This is a genomic window from Rufibacter latericius (assembly GCF_003721515.1).
GTDB classification, from domain to species: Bacteria; Bacteroidota; Bacteroidia; order Cytophagales; family Hymenobacteraceae; genus Nibribacter; species Nibribacter latericius.
Genome location: NZ_RJJD01000004.1, coordinates 97,434 through 121,909 on the forward strand (window position 1 = coordinate 97,434; position 24,476 = coordinate 121,909).

General features: G+C 52.4%; 22 protein-coding genes. 15 read left to right on the plus strand and 7 right to left on the minus strand.

The features are described from left to right. Nucleotides 1–35 precede the first annotated feature (35 nt). The 12 genes from EFB08_RS08385 (at nt 36) to EFB08_RS08440 (ending at nt 10,361) form a co-directional block, all read left to right on the plus strand. Entirely contained in the window at nt 36–656 is a 621-nt protein-coding gene (locus EFB08_RS08385) for a hypothetical protein (RefSeq protein WP_125077683.1), read from the plus strand. A gap of 275 nt (nt 657–931) precedes the next feature. Then, nucleotides 932–1,540 (plus strand): hypothetical protein, encoded by a 609-nt coding sequence (locus EFB08_RS08390; protein WP_123126504.1) that lies wholly within the window; start codon nt 932–934, stop codon nt 1,538–1,540. Between the two features lie 115 nt (nt 1,541–1,655). Further along, nucleotides 1,656–3,212, plus strand: a complete 1,557-nt coding sequence (locus EFB08_RS08395; RefSeq protein ID WP_123126505.1) for a M28 family metallopeptidase — start codon at nt 1,656–1,658, stop codon at nt 3,210–3,212. 155 nt (nt 3,213–3,367) lie between these two features. Further along, nucleotides 3,368–5,017 carry a beta-N-acetylhexosaminidase gene (locus tag EFB08_RS08400; RefSeq protein ID WP_123126506.1) on the plus strand — a complete coding sequence of 550 codons (1,650 nt, stop codon included), beginning with the start codon at nt 3,368–3,370 and terminating at the stop codon, nt 5,015–5,017. Between the two features lie 142 nt (nt 5,018–5,159). Further along, nucleotides 5,160–5,345 (plus strand): hypothetical protein, encoded by a 186-nt coding sequence (locus EFB08_RS08405; protein WP_123126507.1) that lies wholly within the window; start codon nt 5,160–5,162, stop codon nt 5,343–5,345. A 9-nt stretch (nt 5,346–5,354) separates the two neighbouring features. Further along, on the plus strand, nt 5,355–5,825 hold the full coding sequence (locus tag EFB08_RS08410; protein WP_123126508.1) for a hypothetical protein: 471 nt from the start codon (nt 5,355–5,357) through the stop codon (nt 5,823–5,825). Between the two features lie 273 nt (nt 5,826–6,098). Beyond that, nucleotides 6,099–6,677 carry a DUF4142 domain-containing protein gene (locus EFB08_RS08415; RefSeq protein ID WP_123126509.1) on the plus strand — a complete coding sequence of 193 codons (579 nt, stop codon included), beginning with the start codon at nt 6,099–6,101 and terminating at the stop codon, nt 6,675–6,677. Between the two features lie 71 nt (nt 6,678–6,748). Continuing rightward, nucleotides 6,749–7,414, plus strand: a complete 666-nt coding sequence (locus tag EFB08_RS08420; protein WP_123126510.1) for a DUF4142 domain-containing protein — start codon at nt 6,749–6,751, stop codon at nt 7,412–7,414. Nucleotides 7,415–7,669: 255 nt separating this feature from the next. Beyond that, nucleotides 7,670–7,903 carry a hypothetical protein gene (locus EFB08_RS08425; RefSeq protein WP_123126511.1) on the plus strand — a complete coding sequence of 78 codons (234 nt, stop codon included), beginning with the start codon at nt 7,670–7,672 and terminating at the stop codon, nt 7,901–7,903. Nucleotides 7,904–8,034: 131 nt separating this feature from the next. Continuing rightward, nucleotides 8,035–8,916, plus strand: coding sequence for a DUF4142 domain-containing protein (locus tag EFB08_RS08430; RefSeq protein WP_125077684.1), 882 nt, complete (start codon nt 8,035–8,037; stop codon nt 8,914–8,916). Nucleotides 8,917–9,182: 266 nt separating this feature from the next. Next, nucleotides 9,183–9,917 carry a DUF4142 domain-containing protein gene (locus EFB08_RS08435; protein ID WP_123126513.1) on the plus strand — a complete coding sequence of 245 codons (735 nt, stop codon included), beginning with the start codon at nt 9,183–9,185 and terminating at the stop codon, nt 9,915–9,917. A 204-nt stretch (nt 9,918–10,121) separates the two neighbouring features. Continuing rightward, on the plus strand, nt 10,122–10,361 hold the full coding sequence (locus EFB08_RS08440) for a hypothetical protein (RefSeq protein ID WP_123126514.1): 240 nt from the start codon (nt 10,122–10,124) through the stop codon (nt 10,359–10,361). Nucleotides 10,362–10,540: 179 nt separating this feature from the next. On the opposite strand, the gene uvrA is transcribed toward EFB08_RS08440, so the two are convergent. The 5 genes from uvrA to EFB08_RS08465 form a co-directional block, all read right to left on the minus strand. Then, nucleotides 10,541–13,576: an excinuclease ABC subunit UvrA gene (gene uvrA / locus EFB08_RS08445; RefSeq protein ID WP_123126515.1), complete on the minus strand. Its 3,036-nt coding sequence runs from the start codon at nt 13,574–13,576 to the stop codon at nt 10,541–10,543. A 408-nt stretch (nt 13,577–13,984) separates the two neighbouring features. Next, nucleotides 13,985–15,100, minus strand: a complete 1,116-nt coding sequence (locus EFB08_RS08450; protein ID WP_123126731.1) for an alanine racemase — start codon at nt 15,098–15,100, stop codon at nt 13,985–13,987. 134 nt (nt 15,101–15,234) lie between these two features. After that, nucleotides 15,235–15,861, minus strand: a complete 627-nt coding sequence (locus EFB08_RS08455; protein WP_123126516.1) for a PepSY-associated TM helix domain-containing protein — start codon at nt 15,859–15,861, stop codon at nt 15,235–15,237. Between the two features lie 147 nt (nt 15,862–16,008). Then, the gene (locus EFB08_RS08460; RefSeq protein WP_123126517.1) at nt 16,009–16,872 is read right to left on the minus strand and encodes an LOG family protein; all 864 of its coding nucleotides are present in this window, start codon (nt 16,870–16,872) and stop codon (nt 16,009–16,011) included. 106 nt (nt 16,873–16,978) lie between these two features. Then, nucleotides 16,979–18,235, minus strand: a complete 1,257-nt coding sequence (locus tag EFB08_RS08465; RefSeq protein WP_123126518.1) for an ABC transporter permease — start codon at nt 18,233–18,235, stop codon at nt 16,979–16,981. Between the two features lie 237 nt (nt 18,236–18,472). Here EFB08_RS08465 and queA point away from each other — a divergent pair, with 237 nt between their 5' ends. The 3 genes from queA to EFB08_RS08480 all read left to right on the plus strand — a co-directional run bounded on the left by queA (nt 18,473) and on the right by EFB08_RS08480 (nt 23,371). Beyond that, on the plus strand, nt 18,473–19,519 hold the full coding sequence (queA, locus tag EFB08_RS08470; protein WP_123126519.1) for a tRNA preQ1(34) S-adenosylmethionine ribosyltransferase-isomerase QueA: 1,047 nt from the start codon (nt 18,473–18,475) through the stop codon (nt 19,517–19,519). Nucleotides 19,520–19,878: 359 nt separating this feature from the next. Continuing rightward, nucleotides 19,879–22,512 carry a PAS domain S-box protein gene (locus EFB08_RS08475; protein ID WP_165864837.1) on the plus strand — a complete coding sequence of 878 codons (2,634 nt, stop codon included), beginning with the start codon at nt 19,879–19,881 and terminating at the stop codon, nt 22,510–22,512. A 157-nt stretch (nt 22,513–22,669) separates the two neighbouring features. Continuing rightward, nucleotides 22,670–23,371, plus strand: coding sequence for a 2-C-methyl-D-erythritol 4-phosphate cytidylyltransferase (locus EFB08_RS08480; RefSeq protein ID WP_123126732.1), 702 nt, complete (start codon nt 22,670–22,672; stop codon nt 23,369–23,371). Nucleotides 23,372–23,391: 20 nt separating this feature from the next. Here the strand turns inward: EFB08_RS08480 and EFB08_RS08485 are convergent, their stop codons facing one another. Both EFB08_RS08485 and EFB08_RS08490 read right to left on the minus strand, forming a co-directional pair. Next, nucleotides 23,392–24,144, minus strand: coding sequence for an ABC transporter ATP-binding protein (locus tag EFB08_RS08485; RefSeq protein WP_123126521.1), 753 nt, complete (start codon nt 24,142–24,144; stop codon nt 23,392–23,394). 90 nt (nt 24,145–24,234) lie between these two features. Next, entirely contained in the window at nt 24,235–24,456 is a 222-nt protein-coding gene (locus tag EFB08_RS08490) for a DUF2795 domain-containing protein (RefSeq protein ID WP_022821757.1), read from the minus strand. Between the last annotated feature and the right edge of the window lie 20 nt (nt 24,457–24,476).

The following is a 24,476-nucleotide window of genomic DNA, read 5'->3' on the forward strand; positions in this document are numbered from 1 at the left end:
TTCCTAATTTTTAATTTCTAATTCCTAATTACAAAGTGAATCCCCGCCTCGCAACGGTGCTTTCGGTGCTATTCCATCCGTTGTTACTTCCTACGTACCTGTTCAGTCTTCTGCTGTATTATTTGCCGCCTGAGGTTTTCTCGTATCCGCCTGAAGGCCGGCGGCTGATTTTGCTGCTGGTGTTCATCCTTACGTTTCTGTTACCTGTGTTGGGAACTTTGCTTTTGCAGCAGGCCGGCTTGGTTACCTCCATCACCTTAGATGCCCGCTCTGATCGGCGGTGGCCGCTGCTTTTGTCGGCTACCTGCTACACGGTGCTTACGGTGGTGTTCTACCGGATCTCCTTCTTTGACAGTCTGTTTTTTCTCATGATGGGGGTGATCACGGCCTCCATCTACCTTACGCTCATCATCAACCAGTTCTGGAAAATAAGTGCGCACAGCATCGGGTTAGGCGGTGCGCTGGGAATTCTGGTGCTGCTGCACGGCTGGCTGCCCGAAGCTTACCTGCTGTACCCGGTAGCCTTCGGATGCATTATCTGCGGAGCGGTCATTTCGGCCAGGTTGGCTCTTGGAGCGCATACCTCTAAACAGGTCTATGCTGGGTTTGCTTTGGGATTTCTGCTGGGCATCTGCCTCTGGGGAACTTCGTTTTAGAGGTGTTTTAGGCAAAAAGGCCCCAAAACCATCGAATTTCCCTCGGCCAATCAAAAGGAAATACCTCACATTCCCGAGCCCAGAAGTAAAGTCACGAACTTTCTTTTAGCCTGACGTGCCAAAGCATTTTAAGCCTGTTTTCCTGGAAATGGCCGGAAAGCAGGCAATTGGTTCTTACTGGCATGGAGTGCAAGGATAGCAGCAACAGGAACTCATGGTTGTGATTCAGAAGGCTTTTGCGGATATTGTAGAAGAATTATCGGATTACCTTTCTCATGCGTTTTAAGTCTTTCGTCTTTTCTGTTTTCCTCTGCTTTTTAGGGTTGGTTTTTACTGATGGTATCGCGCAGGTTGGCAAGACAGAAGCCCAAGTGGTGCAGAGTTTTATGCGCTATCTGGCTTCCCAGACCGGCCGCCACAACCGGGTAGACCAGAAAATCGTGCCCTGGAAAGTGTCTGAGGTGTATGTGAATGACTCGCTTTGGGCCAAGGTCAACCTATCGGATGACAGCCGTATTGCTGCCCGGCAAGGGTTGTACGGGGCGGGTCCGCAGCTCAAGATGGATTACCGCCTCACCCGGCAGGATTTCCTGCAGATCAAAGGCCAGATCAGAAAGCAGGAGAAAACCGAATGGACCTCGGCCGATTTCCCTGAGAACATCATGGTGCTGGAGCAACTGGGGCTGGCGCCTGCTACCTACTATGCCTATTCTTACCCGTTGGTGCTGCTTTCCAAAAAACTGGTGCTGGTAAAAAAGTACTACCACGCCGACAAGGTCTTCAATAGGTGGTCTTGCCTGGAGGTTTATCGCATTACCAAAACCGGTAAATACCAGCTGGAGAACTGCTACCAACGCACCCAAGGGTATACCCCGGCCGGATAAACGGTTCGCCTATTGCTTTCAGGAACAGGTTTTTACCAGTGGGTTGGTTTATCATAGCTCCTTCCCTATATTTACCCCACACATCCTCTTACATCAAGCCAACAAACCCTCTTCAATGAACAAAGCTTTCAAACTAGCCTTAGGTGCCGCTTTTCTGGCGATGCCCGCTTTTGCCCAACAAGTAGAACCGCTGGATGCGGCAGTGGTAGAGAAAATCCGCCAGGAAGGATTGAAGAACTCCCAGGTAATGGACATCGCCTTTTACCTCACCGATGTGAACGGCCCGCGCCTCTCTGGTTCTACCGGTCTTGCCAAAGCCAACCAGTGGACCAAAGACAAACTGACTTCCTGGGGACTGAAAAACGCTGTCATTGAACCATGGGGCACGTTCGGCAAAGGTTGGGATGTGGAAAAATCATACCTGGCGCTCACCAAGCCCTATTACCAACCCATGATCGGTTCGCCGAAAGCCTGGACTCCCGGCACCAACGGCCCGGTGAAAGCGCAGGTGATGCTGGTGAAGGCCTCCAAAGAAGAAGATCTGGCGCAGTACGCCGGTAAACTGAAAGGCAAAGTAGTGATGATGGAGGTGACCAACCCAATCAAAACCACCTTCTCGCCCGATGCCAACCGCTACACCGACGAGCAACTCCAGAAGATGGCTGAGCCCGTGCAATCAACTGCCGGTCGCACGCCCATGACCGATGCCCAGCGAGCCACCATGCAGGCCCGCCGCGCCTTGATGGCCAAGATGAGCGAGATGTTCCTGCAGGAAGGTGCAGTAGCCATGTTCAGCGGCCGCAGCGGCTCGCACGGTACGTACTTCACCAGCAACGGCGCCTCATACGCCTCAGATGCCAAACCGGTGTTGCCGGAATTTGAGATGGCCCAGGAAGATTTGGCCCGCATGAGCCGCCTGCTGGCTGCCGGTATTCCAGTGGAAGTGGAACTGGAAAGCAAAACCCGTTTCCTCACCGATGATCCGCAGGGCTACAACGTGATCGCCGAGATTCCGGGCACCGACAAAAAGCTGAAGTCTGAGGTTGTGATGTTGGGAGGCCACATTGATTCCTGGCACGCCGCCACCGGCGCTACGGACAATGCCGCCGGCGTGGCCGTGATGATGGAAGCCGTACGCATTATCAAAGCCCTGAACCTGCAACCAAAACGCACCATCCGGATTGCCCTTTGGGGCGGCGAGGAGCAAGGTTTGCATGGCTCGCGCGGATACGCCAAAAAGCACTTGGGTGACCCGGCTACCATGAAACTTTTGCCTGAGCACACTAAAATCGCGGCGTACTACAACCTGGACAACGGTTCCGGCAAGATCAGAGGAATCTACACGCAAGGAAACGAGGCCGTGGCTCCGCTGTTCAAAGAGTGGCTGAAACCCTTCAATGACCTGGGAGCTACTACCGTGACAAACCGCAACACCGGCGGCACCGACCACCTTTCCTTCGATGGTTTGGGTCTGCCCGGTTTCCAGTTCATTCAGGACGAGTTGGAGTACAACACCCGTACCCACCACACCAACATGGACACCTATGACCGTCTGCAAGCCGATGACCTGAAGCAAGCCTCTGTGATTGTGGCTTCGTTTGTGTACCAATCTGCCATCCGGAAAGACAAACTGCCCCGCAAGGCACTTCCGGCCGTGAAGCCGCAGTCATAACCGATACTAAATAATAAATAGTACGGCCTTTTCCTGGTAATCCGGGGAAAGGCTGTTCTGTTTATAGGCCATTTTAAGGAAAACATACGCAAAGCACATAGGGCAAATTTCACTGATTTTCTGTAAAATAGGACTTCCAATAACCCGCGGGCAAAATGAAGAAATGGTGGCTTTCCTTCTTGTCAGGGATTTTTGCCCTGGTTTCCTTTCATTGCCTAGGGCAGGCTGGGGCGGTAAACAACATCGTGCCCAAACCGGTTTCTTTCACCGCCACCGGCGAACGGCCCGTCCTCCTCAACAAACACACCGTCATCCTCGCCGATGCTCCCTACAAAGCGCAGGCCGAATATCTGCAGGGCCTTCTGCTGGATCAATGTGACCTGGGCTTGGCCATTGGGAAGCCAGACGCTAAACCGGGTAAACACAGCAAGATCCAGTTGATGCACGACACCATTGAGGCCAATCGCCCGGAGATGTACTGGCTGGAATCGGGTGGTCCGGTGATCAGGATCAAGGCGAGGGACGTGGCGGGCATGGTGCACGGCATCCAGACGTTACTGCAATTGTTGCCGCTGGGCAAAACCAAAGAGGTGCCGTTCCCTACGGTAGAGATCAAGGATTTCCCGAGGTTTGCTTACCGCGGCATGCACCTGGACGTGAGCCGGCACATCTTTCCGGTCAGTTTCCTCAAAAAGTACTTGGATTACCTGGCTTTCCATAAGTTCAACACCTTTCACTGGCACCTCACCGATGACCAGGGTTGGCGCCTGGAAATCAAAAGCTACCCCAAACTCACGCAAGTGGGTGCCTGGCGCAACTCCACCCTCATCGGGCATTTCAAAGACGTGCCGGCGCGCTATGACTCCACCCGGTACGGCGGCTTTTACACCCAGGACCAGGTTCGGGAAATCATTCAGTACGCGGCTGTGAGGGGCATCAATGTGATTCCGGAGATCGATATTCCGGGGCACAGCCGCGCGATTATTGCCTCTTATCCAGAATTCAGCACTAAACCAGACTCGGCCTGGCAGGTAGCCAATACCTGGGGCATGTACAACCGGCAGAACAACGTGCTGGCGCCTAATGCCGCTACCTTTCAGTTCCTGGAAACCGTCTTCCAGGAAGTGGCAGATCTGTTCCCCTCAGAATACATTCACATAGGCGGCGATGAGTGCAGCAAAATCTGGTGGAAAGCCAGCCCCAGTACGCAGGCGTTCATGAAGGCCAACGGACTCAAAGACGAGAAAGAGCTGCAGACCTATTTCATACAACAGGTGGCGGGTTATCTGGCGAAAAAGAACAAGAAAGTCATTGGCTGGCACGAGATCCTGGAAGGGGAACTGGACACCACGGCGGTGATTATGAACTGGGGCGGGGCGAAGGAAGGCATAGCGGCGGCCCAGCGGCGGCACCCCGTGATCATGGCACCCGGCAAGCCGCTGTATTTTGACAATTACCAGTCCAAAGACCCCAAAGACAGTCTGGCCATCCATGGGTACAATCCGCTGGATGCGGTGTACCAGTACAACCCGGTGCCGCAGGAGTTGCAGCAACTCAGGCTGGAGAAATACATTCTGGGTGCGCAAGCCAACGTCTGGACCGAATACATGGAAACCCCGGCCAAGGTGGAGTACATGGTGTTCCCGCGCATGACCGCCCTCAGCGAAGTGCTCTGGACCGATCCCCGGCAGAAGGACTTCGCTGATTTCAAGCGAAGGCTGAAAACCACCATTCTGCCCCGGTATTCCTTCTGGGGAAGTGCCTATTTCAAGGACTTCGAGCGCTGGACCCTGGCCGAAAAATAAATCAAGCAAAGGCGGGTTCTTTCGGTAGAAAAAGGCACTATTCTGTTTCGGGCACCGTTTCAAAAAAGAGGCCTTAAACCGGTAAAGGCTTGAGTACTGGGTACATCTTTGTATCTTTACTGATTACCTTTTGCTTTTACCAATGACTTTACGTTCGTCTGGCCTTTTGCTTAATTTCATGCTCACCATCTCTTTCCTTATTTTGATGTGGCGGCTGGAAGACCCCAATATCCTGGTGACCCTTGCCGCTTTCATCGGGTTCATGATGTTTGTGGTGATCAAAATCATCTTGGTGCTGCGAGACCGGAAAAGCAAAACCACTAAATAGCGTTATCCTATGGAATCCTTCTTCTTAAATCTTTCACCCACAAACCAGAACGGGGCTACGCTGGCCAAGCTGTATCTGTTTATGGCCGTGGTGTTTTTATTGCTGGGTGGTCTGGGCGTGTACAGACATTACACCGCCGAAGAGGAAGTTGCCCTGAGTGTTTACTTCCTGCCTTTGCTGCAACTGGCACTGGCTACCTCGTACCTGGTAGTGGCCTGGCGCCGCCGCAAGCCCTCCGGAACCAGCTACGTGCAGGTCACCGAAGAGCATCTGGAGCTGAAACTTTCCCAAACCCAGAACCCGGTAACTTTACCCTGGAGCACCATTAGTCTGCTGCGGGTGCAAACAGATAAATTGCTGTATCGGCTTACCTCGGGCCAAACCGGGCAGATTGAGTTTGACTCCATCCCCGAAGAGTACGAAGAAGCCGTGCGTGACGCCATCCGGCAGGCTGGCAAAAGCAAAGGGGTAAGCCTTTAGTCTTAAGCACGCAACGGTCTTCCATTACAGAAGGCGCTTTGGGCCTGTTTCTATGGAAACAGGCCCAAAGCGCCTTTTTTATGACCTTGATTTTGGTATCAGATAAACAAGGGTAAGGAAGCCTCTTCCGATTTCGGGCTCTGTGTATTGTTTCTTCTTAGCAGGAATAACCAGCCTTTTGCACTTTACGGAGGCCATTGTTAACCCTACGCAGACAGGAACGTAAAAGAGTCTACGGTAACTACCGTTTGCCATCAGTACAAGATCTAAACTATGAAAAATTACACGTTCTACCTGCTTCTTGCAGCCTGCGTTTCCTTGGTTTCTGGTTGTGGCGGCTCATCGTCTGATGCAACATCAGTAGATGCGGCCGGCAAACACAATGAAGAGCTGCTGGAAAGCACGGGCAAAGACGAGAAAGGGGGATGGTTTGTGGCTGAGGCGGCCAGTGGCGGTTTGTTTGAGGTGGAGTTAGGAAGGCTGGCCAGCAGCAAGGCCACCGATCCGAGGGTAAAGCAATTGGGGCAGCTGATGATGGACCATCACACCCAAACCAATACCCAATTGAAACAAATCGCTGACCTGAAGAACCTCATGGTGCCCACCACCCTCGGCGAAGACCATCAGGAGGCCTACAACACCGTGATGAGCAGTTCTGGAGCTGCCTTTGACAAAGCCTACGTAGAGGCCTTGGTCAAAGACCACAAAGAGGCCATAGAGCAGTATGAAGAGATGTCTGAAGGGGGAAAAGACATGGAATTGAAAGCCTTTGCCGGAAAAAGCCTGCCCACCCTACGGGCCCACCTGGAGCAGGTAGAGCAATTGGAAGAAGAACTCAATGCCAGGCAGTAGATTCCCAGTGTAAAGGGTAAAAGATAAAGCAGGCTTGGGCAGGAGAAGATGGATGCCAAAAAGGAAGAACCATGAAAAAAATACTTTACGTAACGGCGGCTCTGGCCGTAGTGGCGGGAACGGCCTGTAGCCGGATAGACGCCAATACCTCAAACAACGTACCCACCACAGATGCTTACGAATCAACCGTAACCTCTACCAACAGCGCTACCGGAACCGTGGGCACCTCAGCGGATGCCTATGTGGCGCCTGGAACCACTAGCACGGTAGCCGGCACCGGTACCATGCGCTACGGAACCCGCGCCATCACCGAGGCTACCTTCCTCACCGAAGCAGCCAGCAGCAGCATGATGGAGGTACAGTTGGGTAAGTTGGCCCTGGAACGGAGCGCCAACTCAGAGGTTAAGAAATTTGCCCAGACCCTGGTAGACCATCATACCAAAGCCGGCCAGGAAATCACCACCATTGCCTCCGGCATGAACCTGACTCTACCCTCGGCTTTACTGCCCATGCACCAGGAACTGGTAGACCAACTCTCCAAATTAACCGGTAGCGCCTTTGACGAAAAGTACCTGGACAAAATAGAGGATGTGCACGAAAGCGATATCGCCTTGTATGATGTGGTAAGTAATGCCGCCCCTACCACCACCGTCAAAGCATTCGCCATCAGAACGCTTCCGGTCCTGCGCATCCATGAGCACCAAGCCGATGAGTTGGAATCGAAAGTGAACAAATAAAAAATAAGCCCTTTACAACAGAAAAGCCTGCTCTTGCAGGCTTTTCTGTTGTAAACCCTTTCACCAAATTCTTAAGCAGAACGAAGGTCGAAGTATCGGAACCCTAAACTTAAGACGAAAAATTAGAGGGCTTGCACACTCTTATCGCCTTACTACCTGCTTTGCAAGAGAGCGAGGTGAAAAATAGACCCAAAGGAATCACCTTCTTTCAGTTAAGACTATTTATGCTTTAAGACCATTTCCCAGAAAACGACCATGAAACAGCTACTCTATATCATACTTGTTGTATTCCTAGGGATGAACGCCGCCTGTAGTACCGAGCAGAAAGGCACGAACCCCACCACAGACACCGATAACAGCACAGAAGAGACCGCCGCTAGCCCTACCGCGGCTACCAGTAGCGCCGGCAGCAGCGGCATGGGCGGAGCAGTTTCTACCCACGCCATCGCTTCAGATACGGTGCCTTCAGACTCCACAAATCAGCAGTAAGGAGGAAACGACACCGTATTTATAGCTTGGCTCTCAGACCAAATTCAGTATTTCTTCAGAAATAAATTCGCTAACTGCCTCATTATAAGGTCGTATACAGGTCAGAACGAAACGAACAAAAAAGCAGAGCTATGAAGAAAGTAATGTCAATACTGGTAGTCGGCGCTATGATCGCGGGCACAGCGTGTACCAGCACGAATACAGGCACCGATACCTCCGCAGGGACCGCCACCTCCACTGACACCAGCGCAGGATCTGCTTCTGGAACCATGTCATCAGGATCTGGTACCATGTCTGGTTCAGCCGGAACTACCACCGGTACAACCTCCGGCGGCACCACAACAGGTACTACCACCGGAACCACTACAGGAACCACTGGCGGCACAACCGGTACTACAGGTACAACCACTGGTACTACAGGCGGTACTACTGGAACTACCACCGGCACTACAGGAGGAACAACAGGCACTACCGGAACTACAGGTGGTACAACTGGTACAACTGGTACAACTGGAGGAACCACTGGAACAACCGGCGGGGCAGGCGCCACCGGAACCGCGGGAGCTACCATGGACATGACCAACATGACCGATGCCATGTTTATGATGACCGCCGCCAGCAGTAACCTGTTTGAGATCCAGGCTGGTAAACTGGCCACGCAAACTGCCACCAATGCCGAAGTGAAAAAATTTGCCCAGATGATGATAGACCATCACACCCGGGCCAGCAAAGAACAAATGTCACTGGCTTCCCAAATGAAAGTGACCTTGCCTACAACCTTAATGCCCGTGCATCAAGCTATGTTGGACAAATTGAAAGGAAAAACCGGCAAGGAATTTGAAGAAGATTACATGGATGCCATGGAAACCGCCCATAAAATGGACATTGCCATGTTCACGGCGAAGAGTGCCCGGGCCGATGCCCCTACGGTAAAGGCATTCGCCGCCAAAACCCTGCCCATGCTGAAATCACATCAGGAGATGGCAACTAAATTAGAAGACCAGGTAGATTAAGCCTCGGTTCCAGGATAAAAGGTGTAGGTGTCTGCGTTTTAAGAGGGTTTTTGCCAAAACTTCCTTTAAACGCAGACACTATTTTTATGCCTTGTCTCCACAAATAACGCGCAGCCCTCCTGATAACAGCCCAAAGAAAATAACGGACCTGAGAAAAGTGACCAAAGAGAAAAACTTCGGCGAGGCAAGTATTTCAACTCCGGTCAGAGGCCTGCGTATAAAAAGCAACCTTAAAATAACAGTTCTACGCGATCATCACTAAAACTATGAAAAACAAGATGCCCCTCTTTGCCGCAGCACTTATTTTAACCAGCGTGGCTTGTAGTACTTATACCTCCAGTACAGATCCAGACGATTTAGGAAGCGGATATGCTCTTTCAGAAGAAAGAGTAGGCACCGGGCATAACGCCAGCGCCGGCGTAGCCGAAGCCAATAACAACGCCACCTTGGATAACCCTGCCACGGGCGTGAACTCAGACAGTCTGGCGGCCAACCAAAACCCAGACCAGCTCTTTATGATGAAAGCCGCCAGCGGAGGCCTGATGGAAGTAGCGGCCGGTAAACTTGCCGCCACCAAAGCACAGAACCCCGAGGTAAAGCAATTTGGCCAGCGCATGGTCACCGACCACACAAAAGCCAACACCGAGCTCAAAGCTATTGCCGCCAAAAAAGGGGTGACCTTGCCCACCGCGCTTTTACCGGAGCACCAGCAGCACCTGGACATGCTTACCCAGCAATCCGATGCCGAGTTTGACAGATCCTACACCCAGCACATGGTGGAGGCCCATGACAAAGACATCGCCGAGTTCCAGCGCCAGTCCACTGCCGGCAAAGACGCTGACCTGAAAGCATTCGCGGCTAAAAACCTACCGGTTTTACAGGCGCACCGCAAATTGATCCAGCCTATCTATGAAAAGGTAAACCGGGGCGGATCTCCTGAAGGTGCTACCGCCAGCGGAGCCGCAACCAGCGGAACCACCAAAAAAGCAGGCGCTCAGTAGTCAACAAGATTGCCAGAAACAGAAAGCCCGCGCCCTATCAGGAGCGCGGGCTTTCTGTTTAAGAGCCGGTTTAAGGAAAACAGGCCTCAAACGGGAGGAGAATCAAACAAAATAGCAGAAGGCAAAGCCCCTGTTACCAGAGAAAAAGCAGGTTGTTTTTGAAAGCATTGATTCAGTACCTTTGCGCCAAACTTTCTGAAAACGATGAAATCTATCATGCCTTTCTTTGCGGCTTGTGCTCTGCTGGCCGGTACTGCCTGTTCAACTTACACTTCTTCCACCGATCCTATTGACTTGGGTTCCGGGACCTCTACCCAGGAAGAAGTAACCACTACCGCCGCTCCCGCTGAGGAAGCCCACACAGTGGCCGCCCCGGTGAAAGCTGATAGCGCCACAGCTGCTACCCCAAACACTTCCGAGCATTCAGCAGAAGCCGCCCACTAAGAAACCATTTGCTGGAATCCTGAAACCGGCCCGACCAGTTGTAAGGGTAAAACTTACCGGATTCTTTCAAGCCGACAATTTTGCTGCAACCGTCTTTAAAACAGAAAAGCCTTGCTTTGATAGCAAGGCTTTTCTGTTTTATGCTTTAAGGCCATTTTTCGAAAAATAGCCGTGAAACCTTATTCCGATTTCTTCTTCCGTCCAGGTGTTTTCTTCTCCTTTACGGCAGCGGTAGGGGTGCTGGCTTCTGTTTCTACTTTCTTTTTACGGCCTCGGGTTTTCTTTTCGGGTATAACTTCTTCCAGTACTTCATCCTCAGCTTCGGGTTCTTCTTCCACAAATACCGGCGCGTCTACATAGTGGCTGGTGCTCAGTTCCTCCTTCAGGAAACGGGCCGTATAGCCTAAGTTCAGCTCTGCTACGTGCTCCGGCGTGCCTTGGGCCACAATCATACCGCCCTTGGCACCACCTTCCGCCCCGATGTCAATCACGTGATCAGCAACTTTAATCAGGTCCATGTTGTGCTCAATGATGAGTACCGAATTGCCTTTGTCTACCAGTTTGTTCAACACGTCAGACAGGTGCTGGATGTCCTGGAAGTGCAGACCGGTGGTGGGTTCATCCAGAATGTAGAGCGTACGGCCGGTGTCTTTCTTGGAAAGCTCCGTGGCTAGTTTCACGCGCTGTGCCTCGCCACCAGACAAGGTAGTGGCCTGCTGACCCAAGGTGATGTAGCCGAGGCCCACCTGGTTCAACGTCTGAATTTTGCGCAGGATACGTGGTTGGTGCTCAAAGAACTCCACCGCAGCTTCCACGGTCATATCCAGTACATCCGTGATAGACTTGCCTTTGAAGCGTACTTCCAGCGTCTCACGGTTGTAACGTTTGCCTTTACAGGTCTCGCAGGGCACGTACACATCGGGCATGAAATTCATCTCAATGGTGCGCATACCGGCTCCCTCGCAGGTTTCGCAACGGCCACCTTTCACGTTGAAGGAGAACCGTCCGGCCGCGTAGCCTCTGATCTTCGCCTCGGGCATAGACGCAAACAAACTGCGGATCTCGGTGAACACGCCCGTGTAAGTTGCCGGGTTAGAGCGCGGCGTCCGCCCGATGGGGCTTTGGTCTACCTCAATCACCTTGTCAATGTGCTCCAGGCCTTCAATGGCTTTGAACGGCAGCGGCTCACGTTTGGCGTTGAAGAAGTATTTGTTCAGGATTGGGTAAAGCGTGTCATGGATTAGCGAAGATTTTCCGCTTCCAGATACCCCCGTCACGCAAATCAGTTTACCCAGCGGCAACTCTAAGGTCACGTCTTTCAGGTTGTGACCGGTGGCCCCGCGCAAAATCAGGCTTTTGCCGTTTCCTTCGCGTTTTTGCTTGCGTACTGGAATACCCCTTCTGTAGCTCAGGTAATCCGAAGTAGTCGTGCCGCTCTCCATCATCTCCTTTGGGGTACCGGCCGTTACCACTTGCCCACCGTGCACACCCGCACCCGGACCAATATCTACCACGTAATCGGCGGCCAGAATCATGTCTTTGTCGTGCTCCACAACCACTACCGAGTTGCCCAAGTCGCGGAGGTCCTGCAAAGCTTTGATAAGCTTCTCGTTGTCGCGCTGGTGCAGCCCGATGCTGGGTTCATCCATGATGTACAACACGCCCACCAACTGCGTACCTATCTGCGTAGCCAAACGAATCCGCTGGCTCTCTCCGCCAGACAAGGTGCGTACCGAGCGATGCAAGTGTAGGTATTCCAATCCCACGTCTACCAGGAAGCCAATCCGCTTGCGGATCTCTTTCAGCAGCTCGCGGGCAATGAGGTTCTGACGTTCGTTCAGGCGTTCCTCCAGGTTTGCTACCCAACCCGCCAGCTCCGCAATGTCCATTTCAGACAGTTGGCCAATATGCTTGTTGTCCAGCTTAAAGTGGAGCGATTCTTTTTTCAGGCGGTAGCCGTTGCACTCAGGGCAGGTGCTTTGCTGCGTGTATTCCTGCACCCAGTTGCGCACGTTCTCAGAGTCAGACTCCAGCTGTTTCTTCAGGAAGTTGAGCACACCCTCAAACACGAACGGCTCTTTCTTGCCTCTGGGGTCCTCTTCTTCAAAACCATGCAATAAATGGTTCCAGGCCTCTTCGGGGATATCCTGAATAGGAACGGTGAGCGCAGTTTTATGGCGTTTGAGTAAGGCGGTAATTTGCGAGAAAATCCAGATATCGCGGTACTCGCCCAGCGGCGCAATACCGCCCCGGCTGATGCTCACGCTTTTGTCCGGTACAATGGATTCCTCGGTCAGTTCCTCAATTTCGCCCAAGCCGTTGCATACCGGGCAAGCGCCATAAGGTGAGTTGAACGAGAACGTATTCGGCGCCGGGTCATCATACGCGATGCCGGTGGCCGGGTCCATGAGGTGGCGGGAGTAGAACTGCGTCTCGTTCGTATCCGCATCCATGGCCAGGGCGGTGCCTTTGCCGTGCTGCAACGCGTTCTGGATAGAGGTAGACAAACGGTACCGGTCATCGGCCGCAGGCACCAGCTTGTCAATCACAATCTCGATGTCGTGAATCTTGTAGCGGTCTACCTGCATCTTGGGCGTCAGTTCCACCAACTCCCCATCGATGCGGGCACGGATAAAGCCCATCTTCCGGATCTGCTCAAACAGCTCGCGGTAATGGCCTTTCCGGCCTTTCACCACTGGGGCCAAAATGATGGTGCGCTTGCCGCGGAAGTACTCCATGATGTGCTGCACAATCTGGTCATCAGACTGCTTCATCATCTTCTCGCCGGTCACGTAGCTAAACGCCTCGGCGGTACGGGCATAGAGCAAGCGCAGGAAGTCATAGATCTCGGTGATGGTACCCACCGTGGAGCGCGGGTTGCGCGAGGTGGTTTTCTGCTCGATGGAAATTACTGGCGAAAGCCCCTCAATTTTGTCTACGTTCGGGCGTTCCAGTCCGCCCAAAAAAGAGCGGGCATAGGCCGAGAAGGTCTCCATGTAACGGCGCTGCCCCTCGGCGTAGATGGTGTCAAAGGCCAGCGAGGATTTTCCGCTTCCACTGATGCCCGTGAAGACCACCAACTCGTTGCGCGGAATCTTGAGCGAGATGTTCTTAAGGTTGTGTTCCCGGGCCCCGTACACTTCAATGAAAGGCACATCCACGGTGGAGGAATTATTTTTGGCTACCGATGTAGCTACAGAATCTTTTGGCGTCATCCGATCGGTTTCGGTTTAAAGAGCAAAGGTAGGCATTCCCGCGCTAGAATAGCACCGGGCGATCCATCTCTTCTTAACCGAATTTGGGAGGGAATAGTTTATTGAGGGTTGTTAGTTTTTAGTTGTCAGTTGCTAGTAATTAGTGGGAGCGCTTCAGGGCTGTTTTCGGGAAAGGAGGCTTGAAGTAGGTAACAACCCAGCTGGCGCGAGCGTCCCGCTCGTGCCTTCTTTATCTAATCCTTGTTGATGGTTAATCTGGAATGCTTGCGGACACGAGCGGGACGCTCGCGCCAGCGAGAATAGATAAAACCGTTGCTCAGAAGACCTCGTAGTGTGCGCAGCTCCTGCGAGCGTCTGTGCCAGTGTCGGTTCCGGCCTGGTCTACCAGAAATAGACCAATTCCAATTATTAAGCGTTTACCCCACTCAAATGCTCCAGGCGCTCGCCTTGCAACGTGAGATAGCCCTTCATCAAATCAGCGGTTAAACAGGAATGCACCGGCAAGACGCCTACCAAACTGCCTATTCCAAACTGGGAGAACAGCTCCGGCGTGGTTCTGACTACTCCATGTTCTTGTGAAAGCGACAATACCGCGGTACCAGGCAGAGGCACTCCCCAGCCGTTCTCCGTTAAAGGCACCACCAACCCGAAAATAGTTCTGCCATCTGGCAGGGGTAGCATGTCTTTAGAGAAGTGCACGGAGCCACCGTAGAGGATCACCTCGTTGCGGTCTGGGTGCAGGGCTACCACGGGGCAGGCCATAGCTACGGCAATATCCTCTAGTTGGCAGGAACCGATCTGGTTTTGGGTAAGGTCATAGAAGACGAAGTTGCCGGGCCGGATCTCGTCCATGCCGCTGAAATCTTCCATGGCGCTGCAACAAGGCGTATCCCCAATGGAGAGCTGAAGGTGGGGCCAGGCTGCCACGTAATGCTCTTTGAGGGCACGCATTTTCTCCAGGGTCTGTTGATGCACGGCGGCAATGGCCTCTACGCCGCGGGCTTTGTAGGAGTGGCCAGCGTGGGCCAGAAATCCTTTAAAGGTATGTTGCGGCATTTGGGCCAGTTCCTGTAAAACGGTGTCTAAAACGGCAGTGTCCTCAGTCCTGATGCCGGTGCGGCCGTAGCCGGTGTCTGCCTTTACCCAAATGTTTACCGGCACTTTCAAATGCTCCCGCAGAAAAGCCACGTCATCGGCGGAGGTAACCGTCAGGTTTAGCGTAATCTGCTGCGCCAGTTCTGCGATTTGGGGCAATTGTCTACGGTTCAACGGAAAGGCAATGGTGATGTCCTGCCATCCATGTTTGGCGAAATACTGGGCCATCTTTACTGAGGAAACGGTGATGTCCGTAATACCTTCCTCTCTGAACCATTCGCCTACCTGCCAGCTTTGGTGCGTTTTAAAGTGCGGCCTTAGCCGAACATTCTGCCAGTTCGCCTTCTCAGCCATGCGGCGGATGTTGGCGCGGGCGATGGTTTCGTTCAGCAGAAGGGTAGGCTCGGAGATTTGGTCAAGAAAGGACATAGGAGGCGGTAAGAATTCAACCCAAAGGTACACAAGTCTGTTTAGCCTGAGAACACCAATTGAAAGGAGTGCAACTTCCGTTTTAGGCCTGTTTTACTAAAAACGGCCCCAAAAAGGAAGAAGGAAACGGGAGCTTAAACCGGTCGAACAGGTCTGGCAGGACGTGCTCCGCTGGGTTTAGAGACAGGGGCAGGTTTGTCTTGTTTCATGCGCTTTGGGCCGTACCAGAGCCAGAATCCGGTGATGGTAAAGATGAGCAGGGCCACGCCCATAATGGTGCTGTACATCACTTTCAGTACACCACTTTCCACACCAAACCACCTGTCCAGAATGGAGCCGTCATGAAGGTTTTCAATGAAATCTGCGCGGCGGGTTTCCAGGTGCAGCAGTTTTCCGGTGGTGGCATCTAGTTGTACGCCCAGGTACTTTTCCACGAAGAGGAACTTCACGGTTCCTTTGTCGGGGCGCATGTCAATGCGGTCCAGGGTGAGGGAAGCATCTGCCCCTAAAGAATCATGCACGGCCCGGAACGCGTTGGCGGTAAGGCTGTCCACCGGAAGCCAGTCTTTGAGGTTGGTGGAGGTGCCGGTGTAGGTTTTGGCCAGGATCAAGCCGCCGGTGTGTTTCTTCCAGCCCAGCAGAAGTCCGGTGATGGAGACTACAAAAAAGAAGACGAACAGCAGGGCGCCGGTGAGCCGGTGTACTTTCCGGAAATCGCGGAGGACGCGGGCCTTTTTCTGTCTTTTGGTGGAATCGGTCACGGCGGTGGGGGAGAAGGCGTTACTTTATTTAACTGGGTGAAAGCAAAGTTAGTGTATTGTGTGGGGTGCAAAAGCAAAAGAGCCCCGAAACATTTCGGGGCCCTTTTGTGGAAAACAGGCCCAAATCGGCCAAATAATATCTTCTCCTTAGAAGTTTGGAGACAGCAGGTATTTGCTGTAGAAATCATCAATGACTTTGACGGCATCGGTGGCGTTGTCTACCAAGTGCACCAGGTCCAGGTCCTCGGGGCTGATGTTGCTTTCCTGGGTCAGCATCACGTCTCTGATCCAGTCAAACATGCCTTGCCAGTATTTCTTGCCCACCAGCACAATCGGGAACTTGCCAATTTTCTTTGTCTGGATAAGCGTGATCGCCTCAAACAGCTCATCCAGGGTTCCGAAACCGCCGGGCATGCCAATGAAGCCTTGGGCGTATTTCACAAACATCACTTTGCGCACAAAGAAGTAGTCAAAGTTGATGAGCTTGTCTGGGTCAATGTAGATGTTGTTGAACTGCTCAAACGGCAGTTGGATGTTCAGACCAACGGAGCGGCCACCTTCAGAGTGCGCGCCTTTGTTACCTGCTTCCATAATGCCGGGCCCGCCGCCGGTGATCACGCCGTAACCGTGGCGCACCAGCTTGGCTGCAATCTCTTCGGCCATGATATAGTACGGGTTCTCGGGCTTGGTACGGGCAGAGCCGAAGATGGAGACGCACGGCCCAATCTTGGCCATTTTCTCAAAACCCTCCACAAACTCAGACATCACCTTAAAGATCTGCCAAGAGTCGGCTATTTTGATCTCGTTCCAGTTTTTATCGGTAAACGCTTCACGTATGCGCTTGTCATCATCGCTGGTGAACGTGGCGTCATTCTTGGCTATCTTCTTTGCTTCCTGCAGGGAATCCACCTTGTGGTCATTCGCATGTGGCTGAATAATGGTGGTGCCGCTTCCAACGTTCGCGGTTTCATCGTGCAGCTTGGTTTTGCTTGATTTTCTCAACTTCGTCATATATCAATCATGTATAGAGCCTATTTTACGGAAAGGAGCCGAAAACAGGCTTGGTAACTTTAAAAAATGTGGAACTGGTACAGGGTAAACGGACGGTCTGATACGGCTATTTAGACCTGATAGCGATTACGGGGTCCAGATGGGAAGCAATGACCGCCGGAATAATGCCCGAAAGCACGCCAATCACGACCGATACGCCCAACCCCAGGAGAATGTTGCCGGGCGTAAGGATAATATCCAACGAGCCCATAGGGATAAAGGTTACCAGCGAGACCAGCAGAATGCCTACCCCGCCACCTATCAGGCTGAGGAACACTGACTCAAAGAGAAATTGGAAGAGGATGAAAAAGTTTTTAGCGCCCAAAGATTTCTGGATGCCGATGATATTGGTGCGCTCCTTCACCGAGACGAACATGATGTTGGCGATCCCGAAACCGCCCACCAGAATGGAGAAGCCGCCAATCACCCAACCCGCGATCCCGATGATGGCGAACATCTCGCCAATGGCATCGGCCATCATCTCTGAACGGTTAATGGCAAAGTTGTCTTCCTGGTAAGGTTTCAGGCCGCGTACGGTACGCATCTTGCCCTTGATCTCGTATTCCAGGTTCTGGAGGGCCACGTCATCTACCCGTCCTTTGACCATGAGCGTAGGTTGGATGCCCCTCGGTCCCCCGGCAAACATCTTCCCGAAGGCGCCAAACGGCACGTAAGAGTTTTTGTCATTGGTGGGCATGCCCTCAAACAGACCAGCGCCCTGTTTTTCCATTACCCCGATGACCGTGAATTTCTGGCCGCCTATTCTGATGTCTCCGCCCAGAGCGGTGCTTTGAGGGAAAAGATTTTGCGCGATCTCGTTTCCAATCACAATCACGTTGCGGGAACCGTCAATTTCCTGCTGGGTAAAGAACCGGCCTTCTTCAATGGGCACCTCGGCCACTTTGTTGAAATCCAGGGTCACGCCTTGCAGCATGATGCCGCCCATGCTGTTGTTGCGGTGCTTGAACGTATTGCCGCCCCGCCGAGCTACCAAGGCTACTCCTTCGGCGTTCTCCAGGTTCTCATGCATGTACCTGAACTCGCGCGTGTTAGGGGAAGGACGCTGCATGAATTTCCACCACGGAATATCAGAATCGTCGCTAAAGATCCAGGGGAATTTCTCAACGTAAACAATGCGTTCGCCCACAAAACTCATGCTTTCCCGTATGCTGCGTTCCAGCGAGTCTACAATGGTGAACACCGAGATGATGGCGAAGATCCCGATGGTCACGCCCAGCAACGAGAGGATGGTACGCAGCAGATTGGACCGCAGGGCCTGCCACGCAAACTGAAAACTCTCATAGACCAGTCGTAAGTATAACATGTAGGAAGAAGCAGGTTGTAAAATTGAGAAACAGAATAAGCTCTATTTGAAATAGTTAGAGGTGCAACAAACTTATTAGTAGCAAAAGGGGTTGTTTTCTTACACTGCTTCGGTTGCCGCTTTGGCAAATTACCAGAGGCCGTCTTACTTATATTTAGCGGAAAGTAAAGTAAATTAGCGTAAACTGCCTACCTTTGCCCTCTATTTCGCAAATATTTTAATACCGTAATATTAAAAATGAAGTTATCAGAGTTTAAATTTGACCTGCCCAATGACCTAATGGCTACCCATCCGGCCCCAAACCGTGACGAAGCCAGAATGATGGTGATCCACCGTGACAGCGGCAAGATAGAACATAAAGTCTTCAAAGACATCATTGGTTATTTCGATGACGGTGATGTGATGGTGACCAACAATACCAAGGTGTTTCCGGCCCGTTTATACGGAAACAAGGAAAAAACCGGCGCCAAGATTGAAGTGTTCCTGTTGCGTGAGCTGGACAAGCGCATTCACCTGTGGGACGTGCTGGTAGATCCGGCCCGTAAGATCAGGGTAGGAAACAAACTCTACTTCGGCGACAGTGACCTGGTAGCCGAGGTGATTGACAACACCACGTCCCGCGGCCGTACCATCAAGTTCCTGTATGACGGACCAGACGAGGAGTTCTACAAAGTAGTGCACAGCCTGGGCGAAACCCCGCTTCCTAAATACATCAAACGCGAGCCAGAGCCCGAGGACGAAGAGCGTTACCAAACCGTGTACGCTGAGATCACCGGTGCCGTAGCGGCTCCTACCGCTGGTCTTCACTTCACCAGGGAAGTATTGAAGCGCCTTGAACTGAAAGGCGTGGACGTTGCTCCGGTAACCTTGCACGTAGGTTTGGGTACGTTCCGCCAGGTAGACGTGGAAGACTTGACTAAACACAAAATGGATTCTGAGCAGTTCTTCGTGACCGAGGAGACCGCCAAAATCGTGAACAAGGCCCTGGATGCCAAAAAACGTGTCTGCTCGGTAGGTACTACCACCATGCGCGCGTTGGAGTCATCTGTGTCTGCTAACAGCCGCCTGAAACCAAACGAAGGCTGGACCGATAAATTCGTGTTCCCTCCCTATGATTTTAAGATCGCGAACAGCCTCATTACCAACTTCCACATGCCGGAGTCAACCCTGTTGATGATGGCCGCGGCTTTCGGGGGCTATGACCTGATCATGGAAGCCTACCAATCTGCTATCAAAGAGAAATACAAGTTTTTCAGCTACGGAGATGTGATGCTGATTCTATAAGAGACGCTAACTTCCTGAAAAGCCCCACCTGCGACTTCCGCCGGTGGGGCTTTTTGTTTTAGGGCCCTTTTAGGAAAACAGGCCTGAAACAAAGCTTGTTTAGAGGGGTTAGGCTAGCCTTGCCAATCCTGTACTGAACGTAAAAGAGGCTGATGACCAAAATTCTGTTTAGTAGCTAGTTGGTTAAAAGAATTGGCTTATCTTTATTCTGCTAATACACCCTAGGACGAACCTTCCTTTTTGACGTTGGATTCACGTTGCTGTTGAAAGAGGCAAGAGGCGCAGCGAGGTTCCCAGGAAAAATCCAAGGGAACGGAACGGTTGTTTTGAAAGAGGATTCCGGCTTGTAAATAATGGTAATGGAGGATAAAACTCAAGAGGAAAGTGCTTCTTTGCAACACGAAGCTGCGCCGGAACAATCCGAGGCAGAGCGTCCGCTCATAGTAGATCAGGCACCCGTCCTGAAACACCCCCACCTACCCGAAGCCCCCAAGGAAGGGACTGCTTATCAAGCGCAATTAGAGGCCCTGCAGAAAGAGTTGCAGGAAACCCGCCAGGAACTTGAGATCGCCAAGGACCGGGCCCGCCAAGCTGCCTCCACGCAGATCAACACCAGCCTCTTGCAGGAGGTAAGCGAGTACAAACGCGTCATGGAACTGGAACGGCTGGGCAAAAAGGTGCTGGAAAGAAACACCCTGCCCGGCAGTACCCTGGAATCTACCGTTTCTTTTTACCTGCAGGAAATAGAGAAGCTCCACAAAGGCATGTTTTGCTCCTGCATGCGCCTGGAGGGCGACAAACTTTACCCCATTGCGGCACCCAGCCTGCCAGAAAGTTTCCGTGACGGCCTAAGAGGCATCAGAATAGGAGAGAACGCCGGCTCCTGCGGCACGGCCGCGTACCTGGGGCAGAAAATCATCGCCACTGATATCAGGACCGATCCCCGTTGGAAAGACCACTACGCCTTTCTTCTTACCTATGGGCTGGAGGCTTGCTGGTCCTTTCCCTTGATAGGCCCAAACCAGAAAGTTCTGGGCACCATGGCCGTGTATTACCAGGAAGCAAAGGCTCCCACGTCTGCCGAGGAAGAAACCCTGGAAAGCATCCGGAACCTGCTTCAACTTATCCTGGAAAACAAGCTGTCTGAAAACGAACTTCGGCAAAGCAACGAGCGCTATTATTACGCCACCCTGGCTACCAATGACGCCATCTGGGATCTGGATATCCTCAACTCCAGAATTAACTGGGGCACTGGGTTTGAGAAGCTGTTTGGCTATAGGATCAAAGAGTTTGGTCCTGAGTATGATTTCTGGGCCGCACAAGTGCACCCCGATGACCTGGAACGGGTAAATAACTCCATAGACGAGTTCATCAGGAAAGCCGATAAGGAACATTGGCGCGAGGAATACCGGTTCAGGAAAGCCAACGGCGAGTACGCGTACGTCATTGACCAGGGTACCTTGTTGCGGGATGAAAACGGCAAGCCTGTGCGGTTAGTGGGGGCCATGCTAGACGCCACCGAGCAGAAACAGACCGAGGAAAAACTCCGCATGCTTTCCGTGGTGGCCCGCGAGACTATTAACGGGGTGCTTATCATGAACCCAGAACTCCGCATCCAGTGGATGAATGCCTCCTTTACCAGAATGATGGGGTACTCGCTGGAGGAGATGGCCAACCATACCCCGGGTACTTTCCTGAACGGCCCTGAGACTGATCCTGCCACCCTAGATTTCATAGACAGCCAACTAGGTGCCCAGCAGCCGCTGGAGTGTGAGATCATCCAGTACTCCAAGGCCCGCGAAAAACACTGGATTAAACTGCAGGTTCAGCCCTTGCTCAATGAGGCCGGTAAAGTGGAAAGTATTTTCGCCCTCTTAACCGATATTACCCAGCAGAAAGCCGAGGAACAGCAGTTGCGTTTGCTGGAGTCTGTGATTACCAATGCCCAGGATGCTATCATCATCAGTGAGGTGTCTTTAAGCGTGCCACAGAAACTGAAGGCGATTTTCTTCAACAAGGCGTTCTTCCAGATGACCGGCTACACCCAGGAAGAAGTGCTAGGGAAAGACCCTGCTTTCCTGAACGGACCAGACACCAACCCTCAGGCTTTGCAGGAAGTGATAGAACGCATGCAGGCCGGGTTGTCCAGCGAGGCCGAGTTGGAGAGCTACCGCAAAGACGGAAGTCCCTTCTGGACCCAACTGCTGTTGATTCCCATGTTCAACCGGAAGCAGAAACTCACCCACTGGATTTCCATTCTGCGCGACATCACCAACCGCAAGCACTATGAGCAAGAGCGCGAGGTACTCATCTCTGAGCTAACCCAGAACAACGCCGACCTGAAGCAATTCACGTTCATTACCTCGCATAACCTGCGCGCGCCGCTGGCCAACCTCACGGGTATCGCTAACCTCATAGACGCCGATGCTATTCCCGAGGGCCGGAATAAGGTCCTGATTCAGAAATTCAAGGAGTCTACGGTGCAGCTGAACACCATCATAGATGATCTGCTGGAAGTGCTGGTGATCAAGGACAATCCGCATACCAACAAAGAAGAAGTGAACCTGGCTGAGGCCTTTGAGAAAGTGGTGGTATCTGTAGACAGTCTCCTGGACAAAAGCGACATCCATCTCACCACCGATTTTTCCCAGGTGCCACAGGTTTACTATAACGCGGGTTATCTGCACAGTATCCTGCTGAATTTACTCACCAACGCCGTGAAGTACCGCTCCCCAGACCGGCCCCTGCGCATAGAAGTGCGGGCCGAGAAAGCAGACGGACGTGAAAAGCTGTATTTCTCAGACAACGGGCTGGGCATCGACCTGAAACGGTACGGTGAGCGCATTTTCGGGTTATACCAGCGCTTCCACCACCACAAAGACAGCAAAGGCATGGGGCTGTACATCGCGCACTCCCAGGCCAAAGCCATGGGGGGGAGCCTAAGCGTCACCAGCGAAGTCAACGTGGGCACTACTTTCATCCTGGAATTCTGAAAACGGGCGTAAAGCTCACCCGGTGTTAATAAAACGGTAAGGTACTTCGGTTTCCTGAGCCTTTTCTTCGATCTACTTCTGTTTTGAGGGTGTTTTTCAGAAATCATGCCCTAAACGGAATTGCGCCTGCTGCCCTTGAATGTGTATCTTGCGCCCCATGCTTTCACCCGATCTAAAGAAATACGCCATTGTTGTAGCCGGCGGCTCCGGCAGCAGAATGCAGGCTTCCCGGCCCAAGCAGTTCCTCCTCATCGGCGGAGAGCCGGTACTTATGCACACGCTCCGGCGGTTCCACGCCTTTGACCCGACCATGCCTTTGGTGGTAGTGCTGCCTGAGGCAGAGATTTCGGCGTGGCAAGGCCTGTGTGAAGAGCATCAGTTTCCTATTGAGCACCGGGTGGTGGCAGGCGGCAATAGTCGGTTTCAGTCGGTGAAGAACGGGTTGGCTGCGCTGGAGCAGGAAGAAGATGGCGTAGTGGCCGTGCATGACGGGGTGCGGCCTTTCATTGATCAAACCATTCTGGAGACGGCCTATGGTGCCGCCGCTGAGAAAGGAGCCTCGGTGGTGGCGGTAACTTTGAAAGAATCTATCCGGCGGGTGCGCGGCAATCATTCCAAGGCAGTAGACCGGACCGCTTACCGGTTGGTGCAGACGCCGCAGTGTTTCAGGCTGCCTTTGCTGCGCCGCGCCTACGCCCAACCAGAAATACCGCTCTTTACCGATGATGCGTCGGTGGTGGAGCGTTTCGGGCACAAAATAGAACTGGTAGAAGGAAACTTCCGGAACATCAAACTCACCACGCCCGAAGACCTGGTACTAGCCGAGGCTTTCCTGACACAGGAGAAATCAGCGAAATAATCTGTAAAGCCTCCTTTACTTTATCGAAGGGAAAGGCCAGGTTTAGAGGGAACTATTGCGGAGGCTTTTTCCTCCAGGAACCGCTGGTGTGCGAGCACCGTCTCCGGCGAAAGTCTTTCCAGAGTAGGACTGGTTTGAGAGATATTCAGCAAGTATCCTTGTAGAGGCAGGAGGTTCAACAGGTCATGGGTAATGCAGAGCACAGTTTTTTGTTCTTCCTGCACCCAACCGGCCATCAAATCAAAGACTCTTTTCTTGTGGTACACGTCTAGTTGCTGGGTAGGTTCATCCAGTAGGACGATGGGTGCGTCCTGGAGCATCAGTTGGGCGAGCCAGACCAGTTGCTGCTCTCCCCCAGATAAGTCGGTGAAGATGCGCTGGGTTAGGTGCGAGATGTGCAAACGCTCCAGCATGGCTTCGGCGCGAGCGTAGTCAGTGGAGGTGTAGTGCTCCAGTAAACGCTTCTGCCGGAACAAGCCCATGACCACCAGTTCGCGCACCTTGATGGGAAAGGACACGTTGTTTTTCTGCGGAAGGTAGGAGAGGGAGCGGGCGAGAGCTCCGGCGCGTGAGACCAGGGCTTTGCCTTGCAGGAGAATCTGGCCTTGGTAAGGAACCTGCCCGGTCAAGGTTTTCAGTAACGTGGATTTGCCGCTGCCGTTATGGCCAATGATTGCCACAAACGCTGGTTCCGGCACCAAAAAAGAAAGGTTGCGGAGAAGTACGCGCTCGTCGTATCCCGCAACCAGTTCTTTTATTTCTAAGACGCTCAAGTCAGATTAGAAATTAGAAATTAAAAATTAGACCATCAGAGAAGGCTTGCGCCCACTTCCAATTTATAATTCAGAATTTCTAATTGAATACTAGTACTCGTCTTCGTTGAACATGAAATCTTCTTTGGTAGGATAGTCCGGCCAAACTTCTTCAATGCTCTCATAAGGCTGACCATCGTCTTCCAAAGCCTGTAGGTTTTCTACCACTTCCATAGGTGCGCCAGAGCGGATAGAATAGTCAATCAATTCATCTTTGGTAGCTGGCCAAGGCGCATCTTCCAAATAAGAGGCAAGTTCAAGTGTCCAATACATAGTAAATTCGCTTTTAAAGT